Annotated in this window: 17 protein-coding genes and 1 pseudogene; 6 read left to right on the top strand and 12 right to left on the bottom strand. The window is 59.0% G+C overall.

Annotation, left to right across the window (positions count from 1 at the left end; translation table 11 throughout):
• Positions 1-9 precede the first annotated feature (9 nt).
• From WBR57_RS01895 to WBR57_RS01860, 8 genes are all read right to left on the bottom strand, one after another.
• Complete coding sequence (locus tag WBR57_RS01895; protein WP_424081599.1) at positions 10-1,479, bottom strand: phage tail protein; 1,470 nt, start codon at positions 1,477-1,479, stop codon at positions 10-12.
• Positions 1,480-2,109, bottom strand: coding sequence for a phage tail protein I (locus WBR57_RS01890; protein WP_424081597.1), 630 nt, complete (start codon positions 2,107-2,109; stop codon positions 1,480-1,482).
• On the bottom strand, positions 2,106-3,101 hold the full coding sequence (locus WBR57_RS01885; RefSeq protein WP_424081595.1) for a baseplate J/gp47 family protein: 996 nt from the start codon (positions 3,099-3,101) through the stop codon (positions 2,106-2,108). Before WBR57_RS01885 ends, WBR57_RS01890 begins: the two co-directional genes overlap by 4 nt.
• Entirely contained in the window at positions 3,098-3,430 is a 333-nt protein-coding gene (locus WBR57_RS01880; protein ID WP_424081593.1) for a phage baseplate protein, read from the bottom strand. The genes WBR57_RS01885 and WBR57_RS01880 overlap by 4 nt, the downstream gene beginning before the upstream one ends.
• Before the next feature lie 9 nt (positions 3,431-3,439).
• The gene (locus WBR57_RS01875) at positions 3,440-4,051 is read right to left on the bottom strand and encodes a phage baseplate assembly protein V (protein ID WP_424081591.1); all 612 of its coding nucleotides are present in this window, start codon (positions 4,049-4,051) and stop codon (positions 3,440-3,442) included.
• A 3-nt stretch (positions 4,052-4,054) separates the two neighbouring features.
• The gene (locus tag WBR57_RS01870; RefSeq protein WP_424081589.1) at positions 4,055-4,570 is read right to left on the bottom strand and encodes a hypothetical protein; all 516 of its coding nucleotides are present in this window, start codon (positions 4,568-4,570) and stop codon (positions 4,055-4,057) included.
• Between the two features lie 21 nt (positions 4,571-4,591).
• Positions 4,592-4,936, bottom strand: coding sequence for a phage holin family protein (locus WBR57_RS01865; RefSeq protein ID WP_010567787.1), 345 nt, complete (start codon positions 4,934-4,936; stop codon positions 4,592-4,594).
• A 599-nt stretch (positions 4,937-5,535) separates the two neighbouring features.
• Positions 5,536-6,279 (bottom strand): LexA family transcriptional regulator, encoded by a 744-nt coding sequence (locus WBR57_RS01860; RefSeq protein WP_424081684.1) that lies wholly within the window; start codon positions 6,277-6,279, stop codon positions 5,536-5,538.
• Positions 6,280-6,468: 189 nt separating this feature from the next.
• Between WBR57_RS01860 and mutS the strand changes: the two genes are divergently transcribed.
• Both mutS and fdxA read left to right on the top strand, forming a co-directional pair.
• A complete protein-coding gene (mutS, locus tag WBR57_RS01855) occupies positions 6,469-9,060 on the top strand; it encodes a DNA mismatch repair protein MutS (RefSeq protein WP_424081586.1) in 2,592 nt (863 codons plus the stop codon).
• A gap of 142 nt (positions 9,061-9,202) precedes the next feature.
• Positions 9,203-9,526, top strand: coding sequence for a ferredoxin FdxA (gene fdxA / locus WBR57_RS01850; RefSeq protein WP_003208688.1), 324 nt, complete (start codon positions 9,203-9,205; stop codon positions 9,524-9,526).
• 498 nt (positions 9,527-10,024) lie between these two features.
• Here fdxA and apbC read toward each other — a convergent pair whose 3' ends face one another.
• Positions 10,025-11,119, bottom strand: coding sequence for an iron-sulfur cluster carrier protein ApbC (gene apbC / locus WBR57_RS01845; protein ID WP_424081584.1), 1,095 nt, complete (start codon positions 11,117-11,119; stop codon positions 10,025-10,027).
• Positions 11,120-11,291: 172 nt separating this feature from the next.
• Between apbC and metG the strand changes: the two genes are divergently transcribed.
• From metG to WBR57_RS01825, 4 genes and pseudogenes are all read left to right on the top strand, one after another.
• The gene (gene metG / locus WBR57_RS01840; RefSeq protein ID WP_424081582.1) at positions 11,292-13,343 is read left to right on the top strand and encodes a methionine--tRNA ligase; all 2,052 of its coding nucleotides are present in this window, start codon (positions 11,292-11,294) and stop codon (positions 13,341-13,343) included.
• 113 nt (positions 13,344-13,456) lie between these two features.
• Positions 13,457-14,227: pseudogene (gene rsxB / locus WBR57_RS01835) on the top strand (electron transport complex subunit RsxB); the annotation flags it as partial.
• Between the two features lie 138 nt (positions 14,228-14,365).
• Positions 14,366-15,004 carry an endonuclease III gene (gene nth, locus WBR57_RS01830; RefSeq protein WP_424081580.1) on the top strand — a complete coding sequence of 213 codons (639 nt, stop codon included), beginning with the start codon at positions 14,366-14,368 and terminating at the stop codon, positions 15,002-15,004.
• Positions 15,005-15,111: 107 nt separating this feature from the next.
• Positions 15,112-15,294: a PA3496 family putative envelope integrity protein gene (locus tag WBR57_RS01825; RefSeq protein WP_424081578.1), complete on the top strand. Its 183-nt coding sequence runs from the start codon at positions 15,112-15,114 to the stop codon at positions 15,292-15,294.
• A 75-nt stretch (positions 15,295-15,369) separates the two neighbouring features.
• On the opposite strand, the gene WBR57_RS01820 is transcribed toward WBR57_RS01825, so the two are convergent.
• The 3 genes from WBR57_RS01820 to WBR57_RS01810 all read right to left on the bottom strand — a co-directional run bounded on the left by WBR57_RS01820 (position 15,370) and on the right by WBR57_RS01810 (position 18,874).
• The gene (locus WBR57_RS01820) at positions 15,370-16,002 is read right to left on the bottom strand and encodes a response regulator transcription factor (RefSeq protein WP_122539733.1); all 633 of its coding nucleotides are present in this window, start codon (positions 16,000-16,002) and stop codon (positions 15,370-15,372) included.
• A gap of 616 nt (positions 16,003-16,618) precedes the next feature.
• Complete coding sequence (locus WBR57_RS01815; RefSeq protein ID WP_424081576.1) at positions 16,619-17,836, bottom strand: argininosuccinate synthase; 1,218 nt, start codon at positions 17,834-17,836, stop codon at positions 16,619-16,621.
• Positions 17,837-17,965: 129 nt separating this feature from the next.
• Positions 17,966-18,874 (bottom strand): flagellar protein MotY, encoded by a 909-nt coding sequence (locus tag WBR57_RS01810; RefSeq protein ID WP_424081575.1) that lies wholly within the window; start codon positions 18,872-18,874, stop codon positions 17,966-17,968.
• Between the last annotated feature and the right edge of the window lie 93 nt (positions 18,875-18,967).

Genomic DNA, 18,967 nt, shown 5'->3' with positions numbered 1-18,967 from the left:
AAATACTCCTTATCTGCCGAATGCAAACCATCGCGCAACGATGGTTGCCGCGGAGGTAACTTGTTTATCGCACGTCAAGGTCATACCCTTTTTCGTAACCTGATGCACATACGCTCCGATAACGGAGCTCAGTATATCGCTCTCTACAGTCCAGTCGGCGTAGAGCACGGAGTTGGGGAACTCAACAGGGTATGAGACGGGTAACAAACTATCTCCACTTGTCTGATATTCAACTGCGCCCCACTGAATAACCAAGCCACCTAGCCAGCTGGGAAAAACGAAATATCCTGTTGGGGTAAAACTTGTCGCAAATCCCCAGCGCAACTTTTTTGGCGTAACCATCACCCAATCATTTGCGCTGTCGAGCATTTGTACGGCAGTGGCAACTTTTGCGGTGCCCTGATTAACTTCGGTTGACTGGGCAGCCAATAAAGCGAGCGCCGCAATATCAATGTTTCCCTGATTTATCGGTGCATTCCAGGCTTTGATGCACCAGACCACAGCCAAGTTACGGGGACGACTGCCCCCCAAACCAACGTTCTGAGTGGGCTGATTACCGCCCGCGTAAATGACGTAGCTAATGGGATAATTACTTTGCGCCACAGCATCCAGACCATGCGCACTTAAGGCTCCGGCGTCCGGTCCGGTGTGCCATAGCCCCGCAACAGCCAAGCTATCAGAGCTGTAATCGAACGCCTGCAATGTACTTTTTTGCCAGCTACCGACTTCTCGGCCTACATCAACTCCCCGCCCATGATCCCAACCTCGCAAGAACTCACCACGAGATTCAGGCATTCGAAAGTTTCCGACGCCTTCATCACCTTTGTTGAAGGCCCCCCCCAAAAATGCTGAAAGGTCAGGGTAGATCGAGGCGCTTTTAATACTCCCATCGATCTCAAGAAAGCCTGGCGCAACTTTATTCACGGGAAAGGCGACGATTGAGCCCACCGGCAACGCCGAAGCCTTGGCAATCATCGCCTCAATCTCAGCCTTCGAATACGTTCCCTTCCCCAGGTAATCCATCACCCAAGCCCGAGTCGCCTTCACCACCGTGTCATCAATCAACAACGTCACAAGCGCGGCATTACTCGTCTCAAAGATCGAGCGGATATAAAACTCTTTCCCCGCCCCCGACGTCGCCAACACCGGCTTATACGACTCCGGATATTTAACGACGGCATACAAAATCCCGGTATCGGTCCACAACCCGGCTTCGCGCACATACCAGCCGCCAACCTCCGACGGAATGGTGACTTCAGCCATCAGCCAGTTAGCATTTTTCTCATCCTGGAACAGCGCATTCAGCGGCCCACGCCACACTTCGCGTTTTAGCGCTTTTGCGCTGGCAGCAGGGTTATAGACGGCGCCGTTGCCGTCGCCGACGGAGATTTTCGCCAGCTTGATCGGTATGCCGGCCGCTTTGCAGGCGGTTTCGTAGGCTATCCCCGCGTCGGTGAGCAGGGTGTAATAGTCAGCCATTTAGTGCTCCTGTGGATAAAGGGTGGTGGTTTCGACGGTGTAGAGCGCTGCCGCCAAAAAGGCGCGGCCCGAGGCCTCTACGCCTGCCAGCACATTTGGGTAGATCGTGGTCAGCTCGCCGCACAGGGTGGCGGCGCCGATGAAGTGGCGGCCGGAGGCGCTCAGGCCTACCGAGACCGAGAGAATGTCGCGCTCGCTTTTGGCATCGGCCAGGCGCCGGTCGAGCCGGGCATCGATGGTTTCGCTGTAGGGCAATTCGGTCCAGGCACGTACGGCAAAGCTGTAGGGCACGCCGGGCGGTTTTTGCTCGTACCAGGCGCGCACTTCAGGGCTCAGTTGCAAACCCTTGGCGGCGTTTTCCAGGGCTTGGCGAGTGCCGGCCTGGCGTGCGGTGGGCCAGGCGAGTTTGACCGTCAGGCGCTTCTCGGCCTCGGGAGCCGTGGTGCTCCATTCGTTCACCGCGCGGTCCGCTGCCAGGTAGGGCAAGAACGCCGCCGGCGTGCGATCTGGGTCCATCAACTGTGGGAACGGTGGCGTTACCCGCTCGAGCAAGTGACCGAATCCCAGGTCCAGGGCCTTTTCCAGCGGTGAGCTGTTGGCAGGCAACAAGCTCGCTTTGGGTTCACTCATAGCGTGCGCACCTCCACCTCGACACCCGTGCAGTACGGGGCCTGGAACGCCGTGCTGATAATCGGCTCCAGCGGTTCGAGGATCTGCAGTTGCGCGGCGCCGGCGCTGTGGATGGCGTAGTCGATCCAGCTCGGGTCCACGCGCCCTTCGAGGCGATGGCAGGAGTCGGCGTAGGTTTGCAGCAGTTGCTGCGCGGCCACTTGGGTCAGCCCCGAATCCGGGCCGGCATTGATCTTGGCCACCACGCGAATCTTGTACGGCTGAATCTGCGCACCTTGGACGCTGACCAGGTCGGTTTCCGGCCTTACATCAGGCCGTGCGAAATGTCGCCGTACACCGTCAAGCAAATCGGCGGAAGCGCTGCCATCACCCTCCCTGGACAGCACAGTGACCATCACTTCACCGGGTGCGGTGCGCCGCCCGTTGCCATCCTTGACCTGCGCCGCATAACCGTCCGGATCAAAGGTGTAGCTGACGGTGACCACGCCCGGCGTGGCGCTTTGCACCTTGACCGACGGCCGCTCACCCAGGGTGAAGACCTCGCGGCGATACTGCATGCGCGAGCCTGCTGCCGGCGCATGGGGTGCAAGGTAATAACGCAAACGGGCGTCGTCGTCGCTTTCCAGGGTTGGCGGCACGGGTGGGAAAGCGGCCGGATCGCCGGGGTCCAGCACCTGGCGCTCCAGGCCCATATCGGCCAGGCGCGCATCCAGGTTGCTACCGGTCGCCCACCACGCCAGCATCTGCTTGATGCGCGCGTTGTACTTGCGTTCGTGGGTTTGCAAGCGCACACAAAAGGCTTCCAGCGCCAGGGTCAGCAACTCGCTTTCGTTGTCGAGGCTGACCTTGAGCCTGGCCGCGTTTTGCGGTGCACGCGTGGCGACGTAGTCGACGACAAACGCCTTGAACTCGGCCAACAAGGGCTCGAACGCGTCAACGGCGATGATGGCCGGTTCCGCCAGTTGGTTCTGGCCAGGGATCAGCATGCTCATGTCACGACCTCGAAGGATTGTTGGCGGTTTTTCCAGGTGCCGGCGAACCGCAGCAGCAGGCCGGCGCCCTGGCGGGTGGCGACAATAATTTGGGGTTGGAAGTCGGCGATGCCGTTCTGGGCGTTATAGAACGCTTGGGCAGCGTGGCTCTGGGCGAGGATCAGCAGGTCGTCGCCGAGGTTCTGGCCAAGCAGTTGCGGGATCATCGAGCCGTACAACGGCCGCTTCTGGCGAGTGCCCACAGGGGTGGTCAGCGCCCGGGTGGCACGCTGGACGAATTGCAGCCAGTCGTCGACGGCTGCCCCGGAGTTCCTATCGATTCCGATCATGGCAAATCCTCATGCACGGCTGATCACGCGGCCTTGGTGGTCAACCAGCGGGCCGCTGAAATGCACCCCGGCGGCATCCAGCAACAGGCCGGTGGCGCCGAGTTGCAGGCTGATGCTTTGGGCGTTCATGCTCAGGCTGGCCGCGCCGACGGTGGCGTCGACCTGCTCACGCGAGCCGCTGAACGTGGTTGGGCCGTTGACCCAATTGAAGAGGTGGCTGGCGTCGTCGTAATCGCTTTGCGTGCCGTCCTGAAAGCGCCGTCGGGTCAGCGATGCAACGCCGGATACCGGGGGAAACAGACTACTGTTGAGACCGAACAAGGCCACGGACTGCGCGCCGCCTTCCCCGCCACCGTAATTGAGTAACAGGCATTGTTCGCCGACTGACGGGATACGGGTTTCGGTTTGCGCACCGGCACTCGGATTGAAGAAACGAATCGCCGGGCTGAGCAGATCACCGTGACTGACCTTGCAGGTATTGCTGGCGGCGTCGACCTCCTGGCACACGCCAATCCGGCAGAAGCTTTCGGCGCGTCGGTACAGGTCTTCGAGCTGGGCTTCCATTTCCGCCAGGCGTTCGACGATCGGGCCCAGTTGCATGCGTAGCAATGCGTCGAACATGGACTACTCCTGCAGTGGCCGATATTGGTCCGGGTCGTCGATGTTCGAGACTTCCCACGTGCGGGCAAACAGAGGTCTGCCTGTGGGATCTTCGAGCAACGACGGCCCGAGATAGAGGGTTTGGCTGAAGGACACTGTCCAGGTGTCGTAGTCCGTTTCGGCGCTGGTGAGCCCGGACGGCGCCGCGACAATGGACGTGGGTAAGTCGCACTGATCGGGCGGCAGGCCCCAGCGATTGTCCAGGGCCAGGTCCATCAGTTGGCTCGCCAGGTCGCAGGCATCGAACGGGGCTGACCCGCTGGCGACCATGGCCTTGAGTGAAACCGACAAGGCGTGCGCCTTGCGCCCTGCCAGGGAACGAACGCCGGGGCCGTTGCGTTCCACGCCTATCAGCACGCCGGTTTTATCCCCCGCGCCGATAAAGTCCTGATGATTGCCTACACGCAATTGTGGGAAAGCACCTTTCAGCACTTCCCCGATTGCCACAGGCAGCTGGGAAGGTTTTTCGATAAGTGTCATGTTGTTGCGTCCTTGCAGCGGTTACTGCTGATCCGGGCGAGAGGTCGGGGGCTCATTGACCCCGATGCGTTTGGCCGCCCACCGTTCATAAAGGCCGATGGCGACGTCCGCGCCGGCCATGGCCGTGAGGCAACCAATGGCGCCGGCGGTCCAGATCGACATGCCGGCGGCGTAGCACAGCATCAAGGCTGAAACTCCGCAGACCATGCACGCTCCGGACCGCAAGGCCAGGCGCCGTACCAGCGACCAACCGCGGGCGCCCTCCTTGTCGGCGCGCCACATTTCGCCGGATACACCGCCGATCAAGGCCAGTACGATGACCAGCCAGATAGGCATTTCCGCTAACGCTTGCTGCTCGTTTGTCATGTCACGCCTCCTGGCTGAGCATTACCGGCAACGTGCCGGTGTGTTGGGTAAATCCATTTAAAGGTAGGCATTCCAAAAAGCCCGGTCGCCCGGGCTTTTCAGTAATGCGGTCCACATGCGATCTTTCGGCGCTACTGGCGCGGTACGGATCTTTCCTAAGATGTTTTTCCGACCACGATCCCTGTCTGCCGGATAACTGCTTCTGGTGCTTTACGCTGCACACCCGGGTCAGTTGCCAACCCTCTGAACCGTCAAGGCCGGTTCATCGCTGCCTGTTTTTGTGAAACCGTGAAACTAAAGAGCGTCGGCATCCTTGCCGGTGTTGCCTGGCATCCTTGCCATCGCTCTGATGGCGTCCTTGCCGATGTTGCGTGCCTTCCTTGTCTTCCTTGGCAGCATCCTTGCCGCCACCACCGCCTTGTTGGCTGGCTTGAGACGAAGAATATGCATGTATGCATATACAGTCAATGCGTAAATGCATTTAATTTTGCCAACTAAATGCACTTATGCATTTTTGGCCTTGTGGGCCAAGGGTTTGACGGGTTTCTGCAGGCGAAAAAAAGCCCGCGCATTGGCGGGCTTTGTCTTACGCAAGCAGGTTAACGGGCGTACATGCCCCACCAGAACACATGACCGAGGATGCTGATCTGCTCATCCTGGATCTCCTGGAAACTGTAGTCCTCGTCCGGGTGCTCGTCGCGGTTGAAGCTGCGCAGGCGAATCCCGGAAGGCAGGCGATAGAGCTGTTTTACGCGCAACTGGCCGTTGTGATTGATGGCATACAAATCACCATCGACGATGTCACCAATGCCACTCTTGCCCGCGTTGACCCCGACCGTCGCGCCATCACGCAGCACCGGCAACATACTGTTGCCACGCACCGTCACACACTTGGCCTGGTCGAACTGCACCCCGTTATGCCGCAGGCTGCGCTTGCCGAATCGCAGGCTGGCCTTCTCGCTTTCCTCGATGACGAATCTTCCTGATCCAGCAGCCAATTCAACCTCGCGCAGAAAGGGGATCGACACCTCGTCATCATTAACGGGCGTGTCGTCGTCCCACAGGCTTATGTCCTTGAGTTCCGAATGCATCGGGTCGCGTCCGTCATCCCGCGGACCGCCCACCACCGCGCGCCCGCGCAGTTGATCGGTGCTGACGCGGAAGTATTCGGCGATGCGCGAGATGTGCTTGTCCGACGGATCGACGATCTTGCCGCTGAGGATCCTGGACAGCGTCGATTGAGGCACGCCGGTACGCCGGTGAAGCTCCGTGGGGGAGATCCGGTCGCGGTCCAGCAATTCTCTTAATACGATAGAAACGTTGCGTTTTTGCATAACGGCGATAGTGCAGGCAGATTTAGCGCTTGGCAAATGCTAATTTGCATATTTCATGCATATGCGATGCCTCGATACCTATCCGTTTACGACCTGCGAACCCCCGACTTCGCGTGTTAACCTTGCGCCCATCGCAAAAAATGCTGGGCCAAGCGCCCCCTTTGCCCCATCACTTTCAACGAATTTGCCTACTATCCAATGAGTAAAAACGCCTCCGACCTGTCCTCCCACACGCCAATGATGCAGCAGTACTGGCGCCTCAAAAACCAGCACCCTGATCAGTTGATGTTCTATCGCATGGGCGACTTCTACGAGATCTTCTATGAGGATGCGAAGAAGGCCGCCAAGTTGCTGGATATCACCCTGACCGCGCGCGGGCAGTCGGCTGGGCAATCGATTCCAATGTGTGGGATTCCTTACCATTCGTTGGAAGGCTACCTGGTCAAGCTGGTGAAGCTGGGCGAGTCGGTGGTGATCTGTGAGCAGATCGGCGACCCGGCAACCAGCAAGGGGCCGGTGGAACGTCAGGTGGTGCGCATTATTACGCCGGGCACGGTGAGTGATGAGGCGCTGCTGGATGAACGTCGCGATAACCTGATCGCTGCGGTGTTGGGCGACGAGCGTTTGTTCGGCCTGTCGGTCCTGGATATCACCAGCGGCAACTTCAGCGTGCTCGAGATCAAGGGCTGGGAGAACCTGCTGGCGGAGCTGGAACGCATCAACCCGGTGGAGTTGTTGATCCCGGACGATTGGCCAAAGGACCTGCCGGCGGAAAAACGTCGTGGGACCAAGCGTCGTGCGCCGTGGGACTTCGAGCGTGACTCGGCGCTGAAAAGTCTCTGCCAGCAATTCTCGGTGCAAGACCTTAAAGGCTTCGGTTGTGAAACCCTGACCCTGGCCATCGGCGCTGCCGGTTGCCTGCTCGCCTACGCCAAGGAAACCCAGCGCACCGCCCTGCCGCATTTGCGCAGTCTGCGCCACGAGCGCCTGGACGACACCGTGGTGCTGGACGGCGCGAGCCGTCGCAACCTGGAACTGGACACCAACCTGGCCGGTGGGCGTGATAACACGCTGCAATCAGTCGTGGACCGTTGCCAGACCGCCATGGGCAGCCGCTTGCTGACCCGCTGGCTGAACCGCCCGTTGCGCGACCTGACGGTGCTGCAGGCGCGCCAGACATCTATCACCTGCCTGCTGGACGGCTATCGCTTTGAAAAGCTGCAGCCGCAGCTGAAGGAAATCGGCGATATCGAGCGCATCCTGGCGCGGATCGGCCTGCGCAATGCGCGCCCCCGTGACTTGGCGCGTCTGCGCGACGCCCTTGGCGCCTTGCCACAATTGCAGCTGGCGATGACCGAACTGGACACGCCGCACTTGCAACAGCTCGCGGTTACCGCTGGCACCTACCCGGAACTGGCGGCGCTGCTGGAAAAAGCCATCATCGACAACCCGCCGGCAATCATCCGTGATGGCGGCGTATTGAAGACCGGTTACGACAGCGAGCTCGATGAGTTGCAGTCCCTGAGCGAAAACGCCGGGCAGTTCCTGATCGATCTGGAAGCGCGCGAAAAAGCCCGCACCGGCCTGGCCAACCTGAAAGTCGGCTATAACCGCGTGCATGGCTATTTTATCGAGTTGCCAAGCAAGCAGGCCGAGTCGGCGCCAATCGACTATCAGCGTCGTCAAACCCTTAAAGGTGCCGAGCGTTTCATCACGCCGGAGCTGAAAGAGTTCGAAGACAAGGCGCTGTCGGCCAAAAGCCGTGCGCTGGCTCGGGAAAAGATGCTCTATGAGGCCTTGCTCGAAGACCTGATCAGCCAATTGGCACCGCTGCAGGACACCGCCGCGGCCCTGGCCGAACTGGACGTACTGAGCAACCTCGCCGAACGCGCGCTGAACCTCGACTTGAACTGCCCGCGGTTTGTCAGCGAACCGTGCATGCGCATCGTGCAGGGCCGTCACCCGGTGGTGGAGCAGGTGTTGACCACGCCGTTTGTCGCCAACGACCTGTCGCTGGATGTCGACACCCGCATGCTGGTGATCACCGGTCCGAACATGGGCGGTAAATCCACCTACATGCGCCAGACCGCACTGATCGTACTGCTGGCACATATCGGCAGCTTTGTGCCGGCGGCCAGTTGCGAGCTTTCGCTGGTGGACCGCATCTTCACGCGGATCGGTTCCAGTGATGACCTGGCCGGTGGCCGTTCGACCTTTATGGTGGAAATGAGCGAAACCGCCAACATCCTGCACAATGCCACCGAGCGCAGCCTGGTGCTGATGGACGAAGTCGGGCGCGGTACCAGCACCTTCGACGGTCTGTCCCTGGCGTGGGCTGCGGCCGAGCGCCTCGCGCACCTGCGTGCCTATACGCTGTTCGCCACTCATTACTTCGAGCTGACGGTACTGCCGGAAAGCGAGCCACTGGTGGCCAACGTGCACCTCAACGCCACCGAGCACAACGAGCGTATCGTGTTCCTGCACCATGTGCTGCCAGGGCCCGCCAGCCAGAGTTACGGCCTGGCCGTGGCGCAATTGGCCGGCGTGCCGAACGACGTGATCACCCGCGCCCGCGAGCACCTCAGCCGCCTGGAAACCACGGCACTGCCCCACGAAAACGTGGTCGCAAGCCCAGCCAAAACCTCGCGCAAACCCGCCGCGCCACATCAGAGCGATATGTTCGCCAGCCTGCCCCACCCGGTGCTGGATGAGCTGGCCAAGCTTGACCTGGACGGCTTGACCCCGCGCAAAGCGCTAGAAATGTTATATGCACTGCAAGTTCGGATATAACGCAGACGCTTGCAAGCTGGTAGACTCTCGCGCGGTTTGGGATGCTGCAGGCTCTTAGCCTGGCCTGCAGACTATCGCTCCCGAACCTCGCGAGCCCTGCCACAAAGGGTTTCGCTGCCGCCGCCTGAGGAGAAAATTAGAAATGACCTTCGTCGTTACCGACAACTGCATCAAGTGCAAGTACACCGACTGCGTCGAAGTGTGTCCGGTGGACTGCTTCTACGAAGGCCCGAACTTCCTGGTTATCCACCCGGATGAGTGCATCGACTGCGCCCTGTGTGAACCAGAATGCCCGGCCGTCGCTATTTTCTCCGAGGACGAAGTCCCGGCAGAGATGCAGGAATTTATTCAGTTGAACGTCGAGCTGGCGGAAATCTGGCCGAATATCACTGAGCGCAAAGATCCGATGCCAGATGCAGCGGAGTGGGATGGCAAGAAAGGCAAGATTGCAGACCTCGAGCGCTAAAAAGCGCCGCCGCCCGATAAAAAGGCCCCTTGCGGGCCTTTTTGCGTTTCTGTCTGATGGGTTTTACTTTTCTGCGGGCAAAAAAAAGGGGCGGTATGACCCGCCCACATTTTTTCCCTAGTCCCTGTGTTCCTTTTCATCATCCTGATGAATCGCTTCCTGCGACGTTCCTTCGAACCATCGTTCCTTGATGGCCGTGCCAATCCGTGGACACAGGGCTGATCTTAGAGAGTTCCAAAGGAAGTTCAATGGGATCCAACCGGCGGGTTGTCGGGCTTTGACGTCTGATAGCATATAAATAATTGTTGTATTTCAATCAGATAGAAAAGTCTCTAGCGAATTCGAGGTGTCTGTACCCGGCAAAAAACCCAAACACTTACGAAAAAGTAAGCGAATGCTTACACGCGCAATTGCGTAATCGCGTCATTGAGAACCATTGACTGACCGGCACGCATAAAAAAGCCCCGACAAGGTCGAGGCTTTCATCCTTCAGGGGGCTCAGTCGTCGCTGACGGTGATGGTCGGCATCGCGGGCGCGGCGGCCTCTTGCATGACGATCCGCGCCCCGACATGACGGGCCAGCTCCTGATAGATCATAGCAATCTGCCCATCGGGCTCGGCCGCCACAGTGGGCTTGCCGCCATCAGCCTGCTCACGAATCTCCATCGCCAGCGGCAACGAGGCAAGCAATTCGACCCCATACTGGGTCGCCAGCTTCTCGCCGCCGCCTTCACCGAACAGGTGCTCGGCATGTCCGCAGTTGGAGCAGATGTGCACGGCCATGTTTTCCACTACACCGAGCACCGGAATATTGACCTTGCGAAACATCTCCACGCCTTTCCTGGCGTCGAGCAGCGCCAGGTCCTGGGGCGTGGTCACGATCACCGAGCCGGCCACCGGGACTTTCTGCGCCAGGGTCAGCTGGATATCGCCGGTGCCGGGCGGCATGTCGATCACCAGGTAGTCCAGGTCGCTCCAGGCGGTCTGGGTGACCAGTTGCAACAAAGCCCCGGAAACCATCGGCCCGCGCCAAACCATCGGCGTGTTGTCATCGGTGAGGAAGGCCATGGACATGACTTCCACGCCCATCGACTCGATCGGCACGAACCATTTCTGATCCTTGACCTTGGGCCGTGTGCCTTCGGCTATGCCAAACATCACACCCTGGCTCGGGCCATAAATGTCGGCGTCGAGAATGCCTACACGCGCGCCCTCACGAGCCAGGGCCAGGGCCAGGTTGGCCGCCGTGGTGGACTTACCCACGCCGCCCTTGCCGGATGCGACGGCGACCACGTTCTTGACGTTGGCCAGGCCGGGGATCTGCGCCTGGGCCTTGTGCGGGGCGATCACGCACCGGATGTCGACTGTGGCCGAGCGCACACCGTCCAGGCCTTCGATGGCCATTTGCAGCATCTGCGCCCAACCGCTCTTGAATAGATCTGCGGCATAGCCCAGCTCCATCTGGACCGAGACCTGGTCGCCCTCAACCTCGATGGCGCGTACACAGCCGGCGCTGACCGGGTCCTGGTTCAAATAGGGGTCGGTGTATTGGCGAAGAACGGCTTCCACCGCTGCGCGATTGACGGCGCTCATGGGCTACTCCCGAAAAAAGACTGACTGAAACAGGCGGCTATCCTAACCGTTCCAGGCGCCCAGCGGCATGCTTTCGAAGGCATGGAGGATTCTGAAACACCGCCACGGGGTGAAATAAATTTCCCGGCGCTTTATAGTGGCCGACCTCCGTTTCATCAAGTAGCCGAGCCCCATGTCCGAGCCACGCAAGATCCTCGTCACCAGCGCCCTGCCCTATGCCAATGGTTCGATCCATCTTGGCCATATGCTTGAGTACATCCAGACCGATATGTGGGTGCGCTTCCAGAAGCATCGCGGCAATCAATGTATTTATGTCTGCGCGGACGACGCCCACGGTTCGGCCATCATGTTGCGCGCCGAGAAGGAAGGGATCACCCCGGAACAACTGATCGCCAACGTGCAGGCTGAACACAGCGCCGACTTTGCCGAGTTCCTGGTGGATTTCGACAACTTCCACTCGACCCATTCCGACGAAAACCGCGAGCTGTCGAGCCAGATCTACAAACGCCTGCGCGACGCCGGGCACATTGCCACGCGCTCGATCACGCAGTACTTCGACCCGGAAAAGAAAATGTTCCTGGCCGACCGCTTCATCAAGGGCACTTGCCCGAAATGCGGCACCGAAGACCAGTACGGCGACAACTGCGAGAAATGTGGCGCCACCTACGCACCGACTGATTTGAAAAACCCGAAATCAGCCATTTCCGGCGCCACCCCTGTGCTCAAGGACTCCCAGCACTTCTTCTTCAAGCTCCCGGATTTCCAGCAGATGCTGCAAACCTGGACCCGCAGCGGCACCTTGCAGGACGCCGTGGCCAACAAGATCGCCGAATGGCTGGATGCCGGCCTGCAGCAGTGGGACATTTCCCGCGATGCGCCGTACTTCGGTTTCGAGATCCCCGACGAGCCAGGCAAGTATTTCTACGTGTGGCTGGATGCGCCGATCGGCTACATGGCCAGCTTCAAGAACCTTTGTGACCGCACGCCGGAGCTGGACTTCGACGCGTTCTGGAACAAGGATTCGACCGCCGAGCTGTACCACTTCATCGGCAAGGACATCGTGAATTTCCACGCGCTGTTCTGGCCGGCGATGCTCGAAGGCTCGGGCTACCGCAAGCCAACCGGCATCGCGGTGCACGGCTACCTGACAGTCAACGGCCAGAAAATGTCCAAATCGCGTGGCACCTTTATCAAGGCGCGCACTTACCTGGACCATCTGTCGCCGGAATACCTGCGCTACTACTACGCTTCCAAACTGGGGCGTGGCGTCGACGACCTCGACCTCAACCTGGAAGACTTCGTACAGAAGGTCAACTCGGACCTGGTGGGCAAAGTCGTCAACATCGCCAGCCGCTGCGCCGGGTTTATCCACAAGGGCAACGCCGGGCTGATGGTCGCTGAAAATGCCGCGCCGGAATTGACCGAGGCGTTCCTGGCCGCCGCGCCAAGCATTGCCGACGCCTATGAAGCCCGCGACTTTGCCCGCGCCATGCGCGAGATCATGGGCCTGGCCGACCGCGCCAACGCCTGGATCGCCGACAAGGCCCCATGGTCGCTGAACAAGCAGGAAGGCAAGCAGGCTGAAGTCCAGGCGATCTGCGCCACGGGCGTGAACCTGTTCCGCCAGCTGGTGATTTTCCTCAAGCCGGTGCTGCCTTTGCTGGCCGCAGACGCCGAAGCGTTCCTCAACGTCGCGCCGCTGACCTGGAACGACCACGCCACCTGGCTCAGCAACCATCAGTTGAACGAGTTCAAGCCGCTGATGACCCGCATCGACCCGGTCAAGGTCCAGGCCATGACCGACGCTTCGAAAGAAGACCTGGTCGCCAGCCAGACTGACACCGGAGAATCCAAACCTGCCGGCAACGGCGAACTGGCCAAGGACCCGCTTTCCCCGCAAATCGAGTTCGACGCCTTCGCCGCTGTGGACCTGCGCGTCGCGCTGATCATCAAGGCCGAAGCCGTAGAAGGCGCCGACAAGCTATTGCGCCTGACCCTGGATATCGGTGACGAACAACGCAACGTGTTCTCGGGCATCAAGAGTGCTTACCCGGACCCGTCCAAGCTCGATGGCCGCCTGACCATGATGATCGCCAACCTCAAGCCACGGAAAATGAAGTTCGGTATTTCCGAAGGCATGGTGATGGCTGCTGGCCCTGGTGGTGAAGAAATCTACCTGCTGAGCCCGGACAGCGGCGCCAAGCCGGGGCAACGCATCAAGTAAGCCTGCAAAACGGCCCTGTCGTCTCGGCGACAGGGCTTTTCAGCTAGTCCCCCCTTCCCGCTTGCCGGATAATCAGGCCCTGTTTGTTTAACCGGCATGCCATTGATCACTCCATGACCCTGATTCAACGCATCGACGCACTCCTGCCACAGACCCAATGCGGCAAGTGCGGGCACCCAGGCTGCAAGCCTTACGCCGAGGGCATCGCCCAAGGCGAGGCGATCAACAAGTGCCCGCCCGGTGGGCAGGAAACCATCGCCGGGCTTGCGCAGCTGCTGCGCGTGCCAGTGCTGGAACTGGACACTAGCCGCGGCGAAGCACCCGCCCAGGTTGCCTACATCCGCGAGGCCGAGTGCATCGGTTGCACCAAATGCATCCAGGCTTGCCCGGTGGATGCGATTGTCGGCGCCGCCAAGCTGATGCACACCGTGATCATGGACGAATGCACCGGTTGCGACCTGTGCGTCGCGCCCTGCCCCGTCGACTGCATTGAGATGCGCCCTGCGATCAGCGTGCTGCCGATCGTGGGCGGCGTGGCGGCCAACGATGAAGAACGGCATGAACGTGGCCTCAAGCGTGACCGAGCGCGGCGGCGCTATGAACAACGCAATGCACGCCTGCAACGGGAAGAAGCGCACAAGCTTGCCGAACGCCTGGCACGCGCCAAGCGCGAGGTGCCTGTCGTGCCTGTGCCGGCCGACACGGCTCAGACAACCAGGGATGCAGCGGTCAAGAAAGCCAAAATCACGGTCGCTATGAGTCGCGCTCAACTGCACAAATCGTTGAAGGCATTTGGTCACCCACCAACCTTTGAGCAACAGTCGCAGTTGATTGTCCTGCAGCAGCAGTTCGAAGCGGCGGAACAAGCGCTGGAAGCGGCGCAGCGCCAGGTCGATGCCCCTCTCGCCAGTTGACCCGCACCAGGCGCTGCCCGGCATGCTGATGATGGTTTATCCTGCTGCGGTTATTTCTGGCCCTTACTTCACCATCATGTTGACCGCTTGCAAGGAAACGCCTGCCCCATGAACGCTGCAAAACGCCTGGAAATTTTCCGCAGGTTTCACGAAGACAATCCGGAACCCAAGACTGAGCTGGCCTACTCCACGCCGTTCGAGTTGCTGATTGCGGTGATCCTCTCGGCCCAATCCACGGACGTTGGCGTCAACAAGGCTACGGCGAAGCTGTACCCGGTGGCGAACACCCCGGAGGCGATCTACGCCCTGGGTGTCGATGGGTTGTCGCATTACATCAAGACCATTGGGTTGTACAACAGCAAGGCCAAGAACGTTATCGAAACGTGCCGCCTGCTGATCGAACTGCACGGCAGCGAAGTACCACAAACCCGTGAAGCTCTAGAGGCGCTGCCAGGGGTCGGTCGCAAAACCGCCAACGTGGTGCTCAACACCGCGTTCCGGCAATTGACCATGGCCGTGGACACGCACATTTTTCGGGTCAGTAACCGTACCGGCATTGCCCGCGGCAAGAATGTGGTTGAGGTGGAAAAGCAACTGATGAAGTTCGTCCCCAAACCCTATCTGCTCGATTCCCACCATTGGCTGATCCTTCATGGACGCTATGTTTGCCAGGCGCGCAAGCCACGCTGCGGCAGTTGCCGGATCGAGGACCTGTGCGAATACAAGGACAAAACCTCTGACGATTGAGAGCTCATTGGTTTTCTCGATCAGTCGATTGAAAAAATCTTTTTTACCCGACCATGGATTATCGTTATAAGGAGCGCCAACGGCAGTCTTAGCCCGGAGTTAACCTTATGAGCACTGGCAAAGAACAACTGGAAGCGGATGACGACCTTGTTGAGTCGGATGACGATGGGGCTGAAGCACCTGTGGTAGAGGTAGCCAAGACCAATTTAAGCAAACGCCGCACTATCGACAATCTCCTGGAAGAGCGACGCTTGCAAAAACAGCTGGCCGACTACGACTTCGACCTCTGATAGAGCCTGCAACGGCCGGAAGCCTCCTTTACGGAGGCTTTTTCATGCCGGGACACCTCTGGTTGCAACCCTCCTCTATACCAGGCCGTTGCGCTGGGCCAGTTCGATCAGGTCCACCAGTGAGCGCGCATTGAGCTTGAGCAGCAAACGCGTCTTGTAGGTGCTGACGGTTTTGTTGCTGAGGAACATGCCGTCAGCAATCTCCTTGTTGGTTTTGCCACGCGCCAGCTGTTGCAACACCATCATCTCCCGACCTGAAAGGCGCTCGACCATGTCAGCCTCACTGGCGTTGCCCATGGTCGAGCGCACGGAGTTCAGCGCCTGGTTCGGAAAGTAGCTGTAGCCGGAAAGCACCGCTTTTATGGCGCTCAGCAACTCCGTCAGGTCCTGTTGCTTGCACACGTAACCGGCGGCGCCTGCCTGCATGCACCGCATGGAGAAATGGCCCGGCGCCTGCGACGTGAGCACCAGTACCTTGAACGGCGCTGGCTGTTTGGCGGAAGACAGTCGGCAAATAACTTCCAGACCATCGAGCTTGGGAATTCCAATATCAAGTATGACAATGTCCGGCATATGCTCGCGCGCAAGTTGCAACGCATCGACACCGTTATCGGTCTCGGCAACGACCTCGTAACCATGACGTTCCATTAGCATACGCACAGCAAGACGAATGACGGGATGATCATCCACGATCAGCACTTTATTCATGAGAAAGTCCAATTTCGCTGTTCGAATTATTCAGAGCAAACACAATAGCCTAGTCGTTTCCTAGTTGGCATAGCATTCACCCCCGAGTTAGAGCAAGCAGAGACCCAACTTACAACCAGCTAGGAATTAGCCTACAAAAAAACGCTAACTCTGATGTGTCGGGTTTTATGGGGACTTTCAGACCTTTCCCTGATCGCACATATTTTGAATGAAATATCCAGCGGATATGAGGTAGGTGGTAAACGTAGCGCACACAAGTTTCAGGAAATGTCCCTTGCTTGCGGCTTCCCCACGGTCGGGCGGGTAACAAAGTCCAGAGAAATTCAGTTCCATTTGACATATCCATTCACACTCCAAATTTCCTACAGAACTTTCGACATTCATGTCTATCCAGCACTTATGTGTGTGAATTTTCTGTAAGACATAGTTCCTACTCAGGTGTAAATAATTCGTTCATCGCCATAAAAACAGGCAAGTATTACGTGTCGATTTTTTTAAATATCAAAGCTCCACCGAGCTTTAAACACTTATAAACATGAATGCAATGTCGCTTATATACCGGCAAAAAAAATGGCCCCTTGAAAAAGGGGCCATTTTTTCACAGCATCTGGAACACTCAGAACAACTTGCGGCCCTTGTTGGCGGCAATGCGCATGCGCAGTGCATTTAACTTGATAAAGCCCGCTGCGTCAGCCTGGTTGTAGGCGCCGCCATCTTCTTCGAAGGTGGCAATGTTGGCGTCGAACAGCGACTCATCGGATTTGCGCCCGGTGACGATCACGTTGCCCTTGTACAGCTTGAGGCGCACAACGCCGTTCACGTGGACTTGGGAAGCGTCGATCATCTGTTGCAGCATCAGGCGCTCTGGGCTCCACCAGTAGCCGGTGTAGATCAGGCTGGCGTACTTGGGCATCAACTCATCTTTGAGGTGAGCCACTTCGCGGTCCAGGGTGATCGATTCGATGGCGCGGTGAGCGCGCAGCATGATGGTGCCGCCCGGAGTTTCGTAGCAGCCGCGGGACTTCATGCCCACGTAGCGGTTCTCGACGATGTCGAGACGGCCGATGCCGTGTTCGCCGCCGATACGGTTGAGGGTCGCCAGCACGGTGGCCGGGGTCATCTCGACGCCGTCCAGTGCGACGATGTCGCCGTTGCGGTAGGTCAGTTCCAGGTACTGCGGCTTGTCAGGAGCGTTCTCCGGGGAGACGGTCCATTTCCACATGTCTTCTTCGTGCTCGGTCCACGTGTCTTCCAGCACGCCGCCTTCATAGGAGATGTGCAGCAGGTTGGCGTCCATTGAGTACGGGGACTTCTTCTTGCCGTGGCGCTCGATCGGGATTGCGTGCTTTTCAGCGTAATCCATCAGCTTTTCACGGGACAGCAGGTCCCATTCACGCCACGGGGCAATCACTTTCACGCCTGGCTTGAGGGCGTAGGCGCCCAGTTCGAAACGCACCTGGTCGTTGCCTTTGCCGGTCGCGCCATGGGAAATGGCGTCGGCGCCGGTTTCGTTGGCGATTTCGATCAGGCGCTTGGCGATCAGCGGACGTGCGATGGAAGTACCCAGCAGGTACTCGCCTTCGTAGACGGTGTTGGCGCGAAACATCGGGAAGACGAAATCGCGGACGAATTCTTCGCGCAGGTCGTCAATGTAGACCTCTTTCACGCCCATGGCTTGCGCCTTGGCGCGTGCAGGTTCGACCTCTTCGCCCTGACCCAGGTCAGCGGTGAAGGTCACCACTTCACAGTTATAAGTATCCTGCAGCCACTTGAGGATCACCGAAGTGTCCAGGCCGCCGGAATACGCGAGAACGACCTTGTTTACGTCGGCCATGCCATCACTCCACGGGGTTGTACGGAAAGCCGTCGATTCTACCGACCAAAACCGTGAATTTACAGGGGCGCGACAGCAAATGAAGATAAAGCGACAGATTATGTCGAGCGGGCGACCGATGGTCGCCGTTTATGAAGTGTGTGCCGGATTGCTCGGGCCTGCCGCCTGAGGTGCCGGTTTCTCGGGGACGGCCACCCGTTCCAGCTGAATATTCACCCGACGGTTGCGCGCCCGATTGGCGGCGCTGGTGTTGGGCGCCAGCGGGTAGCTTTCGCCGTGGAAGCGCAGGGTGATCTGCGCTTCGGGAATGCCATTGGCCTTGAGATAGTCCGTGACCGCCAATGCTCGGCGGCGCGAAACATCGCGATTGGTCAGGCGATTGCCGCTGTTGTCCGAATGCCCGTTCAGCTCGATATGGTTGACCGTGGGGTCGGCCTTCATGAACGCGAGAATCACGTCCAGCTTCTTCTTGGCGGCTGCGTCCAGCTCGATACCACCACCGGGAAAGCCGACTTCGGTTTGTTTGACCTGATCGTAATTCATCGGCAGCAGCTTGGTGGTGCACAGTTGATAGTCGTTGAAGGCCTTGTTGAATTTCACCGGCAGCAGGCGAATTTCCGAATAGCCGCCTTCGCGTCCGTAATGCCGCACCGTCGGGCTACGCCCTTCAAGCAGGCCGGCGAACAAGCGCCCGGCCTGGGCCTGGGAGCTATTGAAGAGTACGTCGCCGCTGCCGACACGCACGGCGCCGAGGTTGATATCCCCTCGCCCCGGTTGCCAAGGCGCAGCCGCCGCCAACAAGGTGGCCGAGCCCGCGCCCAGCGCGCCGTTATAGGCTTTCAGACGAAATGTCGCCTGCTCGCCGGCCCGGCGCACGAACTCACCCGAGCCGAAATCGGTGATCGGCTGGGTCAGTCGGCACTCGAACTGGTCGCCTTCCACCTTCCACTCAATATTCTCCAGACGAGTCTGGAACGTGAGGGCCATCGCAGGCAGGCTGGCAAACACACTGAGCAGGGCTAGATAATGCTGGCGCACGGGAGGCTCCACTGGTTTCTACAACACTTCAAAGCGTCATACATCGATAAGGCATACGAAAGGCTATCGGATGCATCCTGCAAAACTTGATAG

This window comes from Pseudomonas sp., from assembly GCF_049590575.1.
Taxonomy (GTDB): domain Bacteria; phylum Pseudomonadota; class Gammaproteobacteria; order Pseudomonadales; family Pseudomonadaceae; genus Aquipseudomonas.
The sequence above is the reverse complement of the archived record's forward strand: the minus strand, read 5'-3'. Positions and strand labels throughout refer to the sequence as shown.

Coding starts and splice junctions, on each gene's coding strand:
- WBR57_RS01885 (WP_424081595.1), bottom strand. CDS start 3,101: ATGAGCATGCTGATCCCTGGCCAGAACCAACTGGCGGAACCGGCCATC.
- WBR57_RS01880 (WP_424081593.1), bottom strand. CDS start 3,430: ATGATCGGAATCGATAGGAACTCCGGGGCAGCCGTCGACGACTGGCTG.
- WBR57_RS01825 (WP_424081578.1), top strand. CDS start 15,112: ATGAGCACTGGCAAAGAACAACTGGAAGCGGATGACGACCTTGTTGAG.
- WBR57_RS01820 (WP_122539733.1), bottom strand. CDS start 16,002: ATGAATAAAGTGCTGATCGTGGATGATCATCCCGTCATTCGTCTTGCT.
- WBR57_RS01865 (WP_010567787.1), bottom strand. CDS start 4,936: ATGACAAACGAGCAGCAAGCGTTAGCGGAAATGCCTATCTGGCTGGTC.
- metG (WP_424081582.1), top strand. CDS start 11,292: ATGTCCGAGCCACGCAAGATCCTCGTCACCAGCGCCCTGCCCTATGCC.
- WBR57_RS01875 (WP_424081591.1), bottom strand. CDS start 4,051: ATGTTCGACGCATTGCTACGCATGCAACTGGGCCCGATCGTCGAACGC.
- mutS (WP_424081586.1), top strand. CDS start 6,469: ATGAGTAAAAACGCCTCCGACCTGTCCTCCCACACGCCAATGATGCAG.
- fdxA (WP_003208688.1), top strand. CDS start 9,203: ATGACCTTCGTCGTTACCGACAACTGCATCAAGTGCAAGTACACCGAC.
- WBR57_RS01895 (WP_424081599.1), bottom strand. CDS start 1,479: ATGGCTGACTATTACACCCTGCTCACCGACGCGGGGATAGCCTACGAA.
- WBR57_RS01870 (WP_424081589.1), bottom strand. CDS start 4,570: ATGACACTTATCGAAAAACCTTCCCAGCTGCCTGTGGCAATCGGGGAA.
- WBR57_RS01815 (WP_424081576.1), bottom strand. CDS start 17,836: ATGGCCGACGTAAACAAGGTCGTTCTCGCGTATTCCGGCGGCCTGGAC.
- WBR57_RS01890 (WP_424081597.1), bottom strand. CDS start 2,109: ATGAGTGAACCCAAAGCGAGCTTGTTGCCTGCCAACAGCTCACCGCTG.
- apbC (WP_424081584.1), bottom strand. CDS start 11,119: ATGAGCGCCGTCAATCGCGCAGCGGTGGAAGCCGTTCTTCGCCAATAC.
- nth (WP_424081580.1), top strand. CDS start 14,366: ATGAACGCTGCAAAACGCCTGGAAATTTTCCGCAGGTTTCACGAAGAC.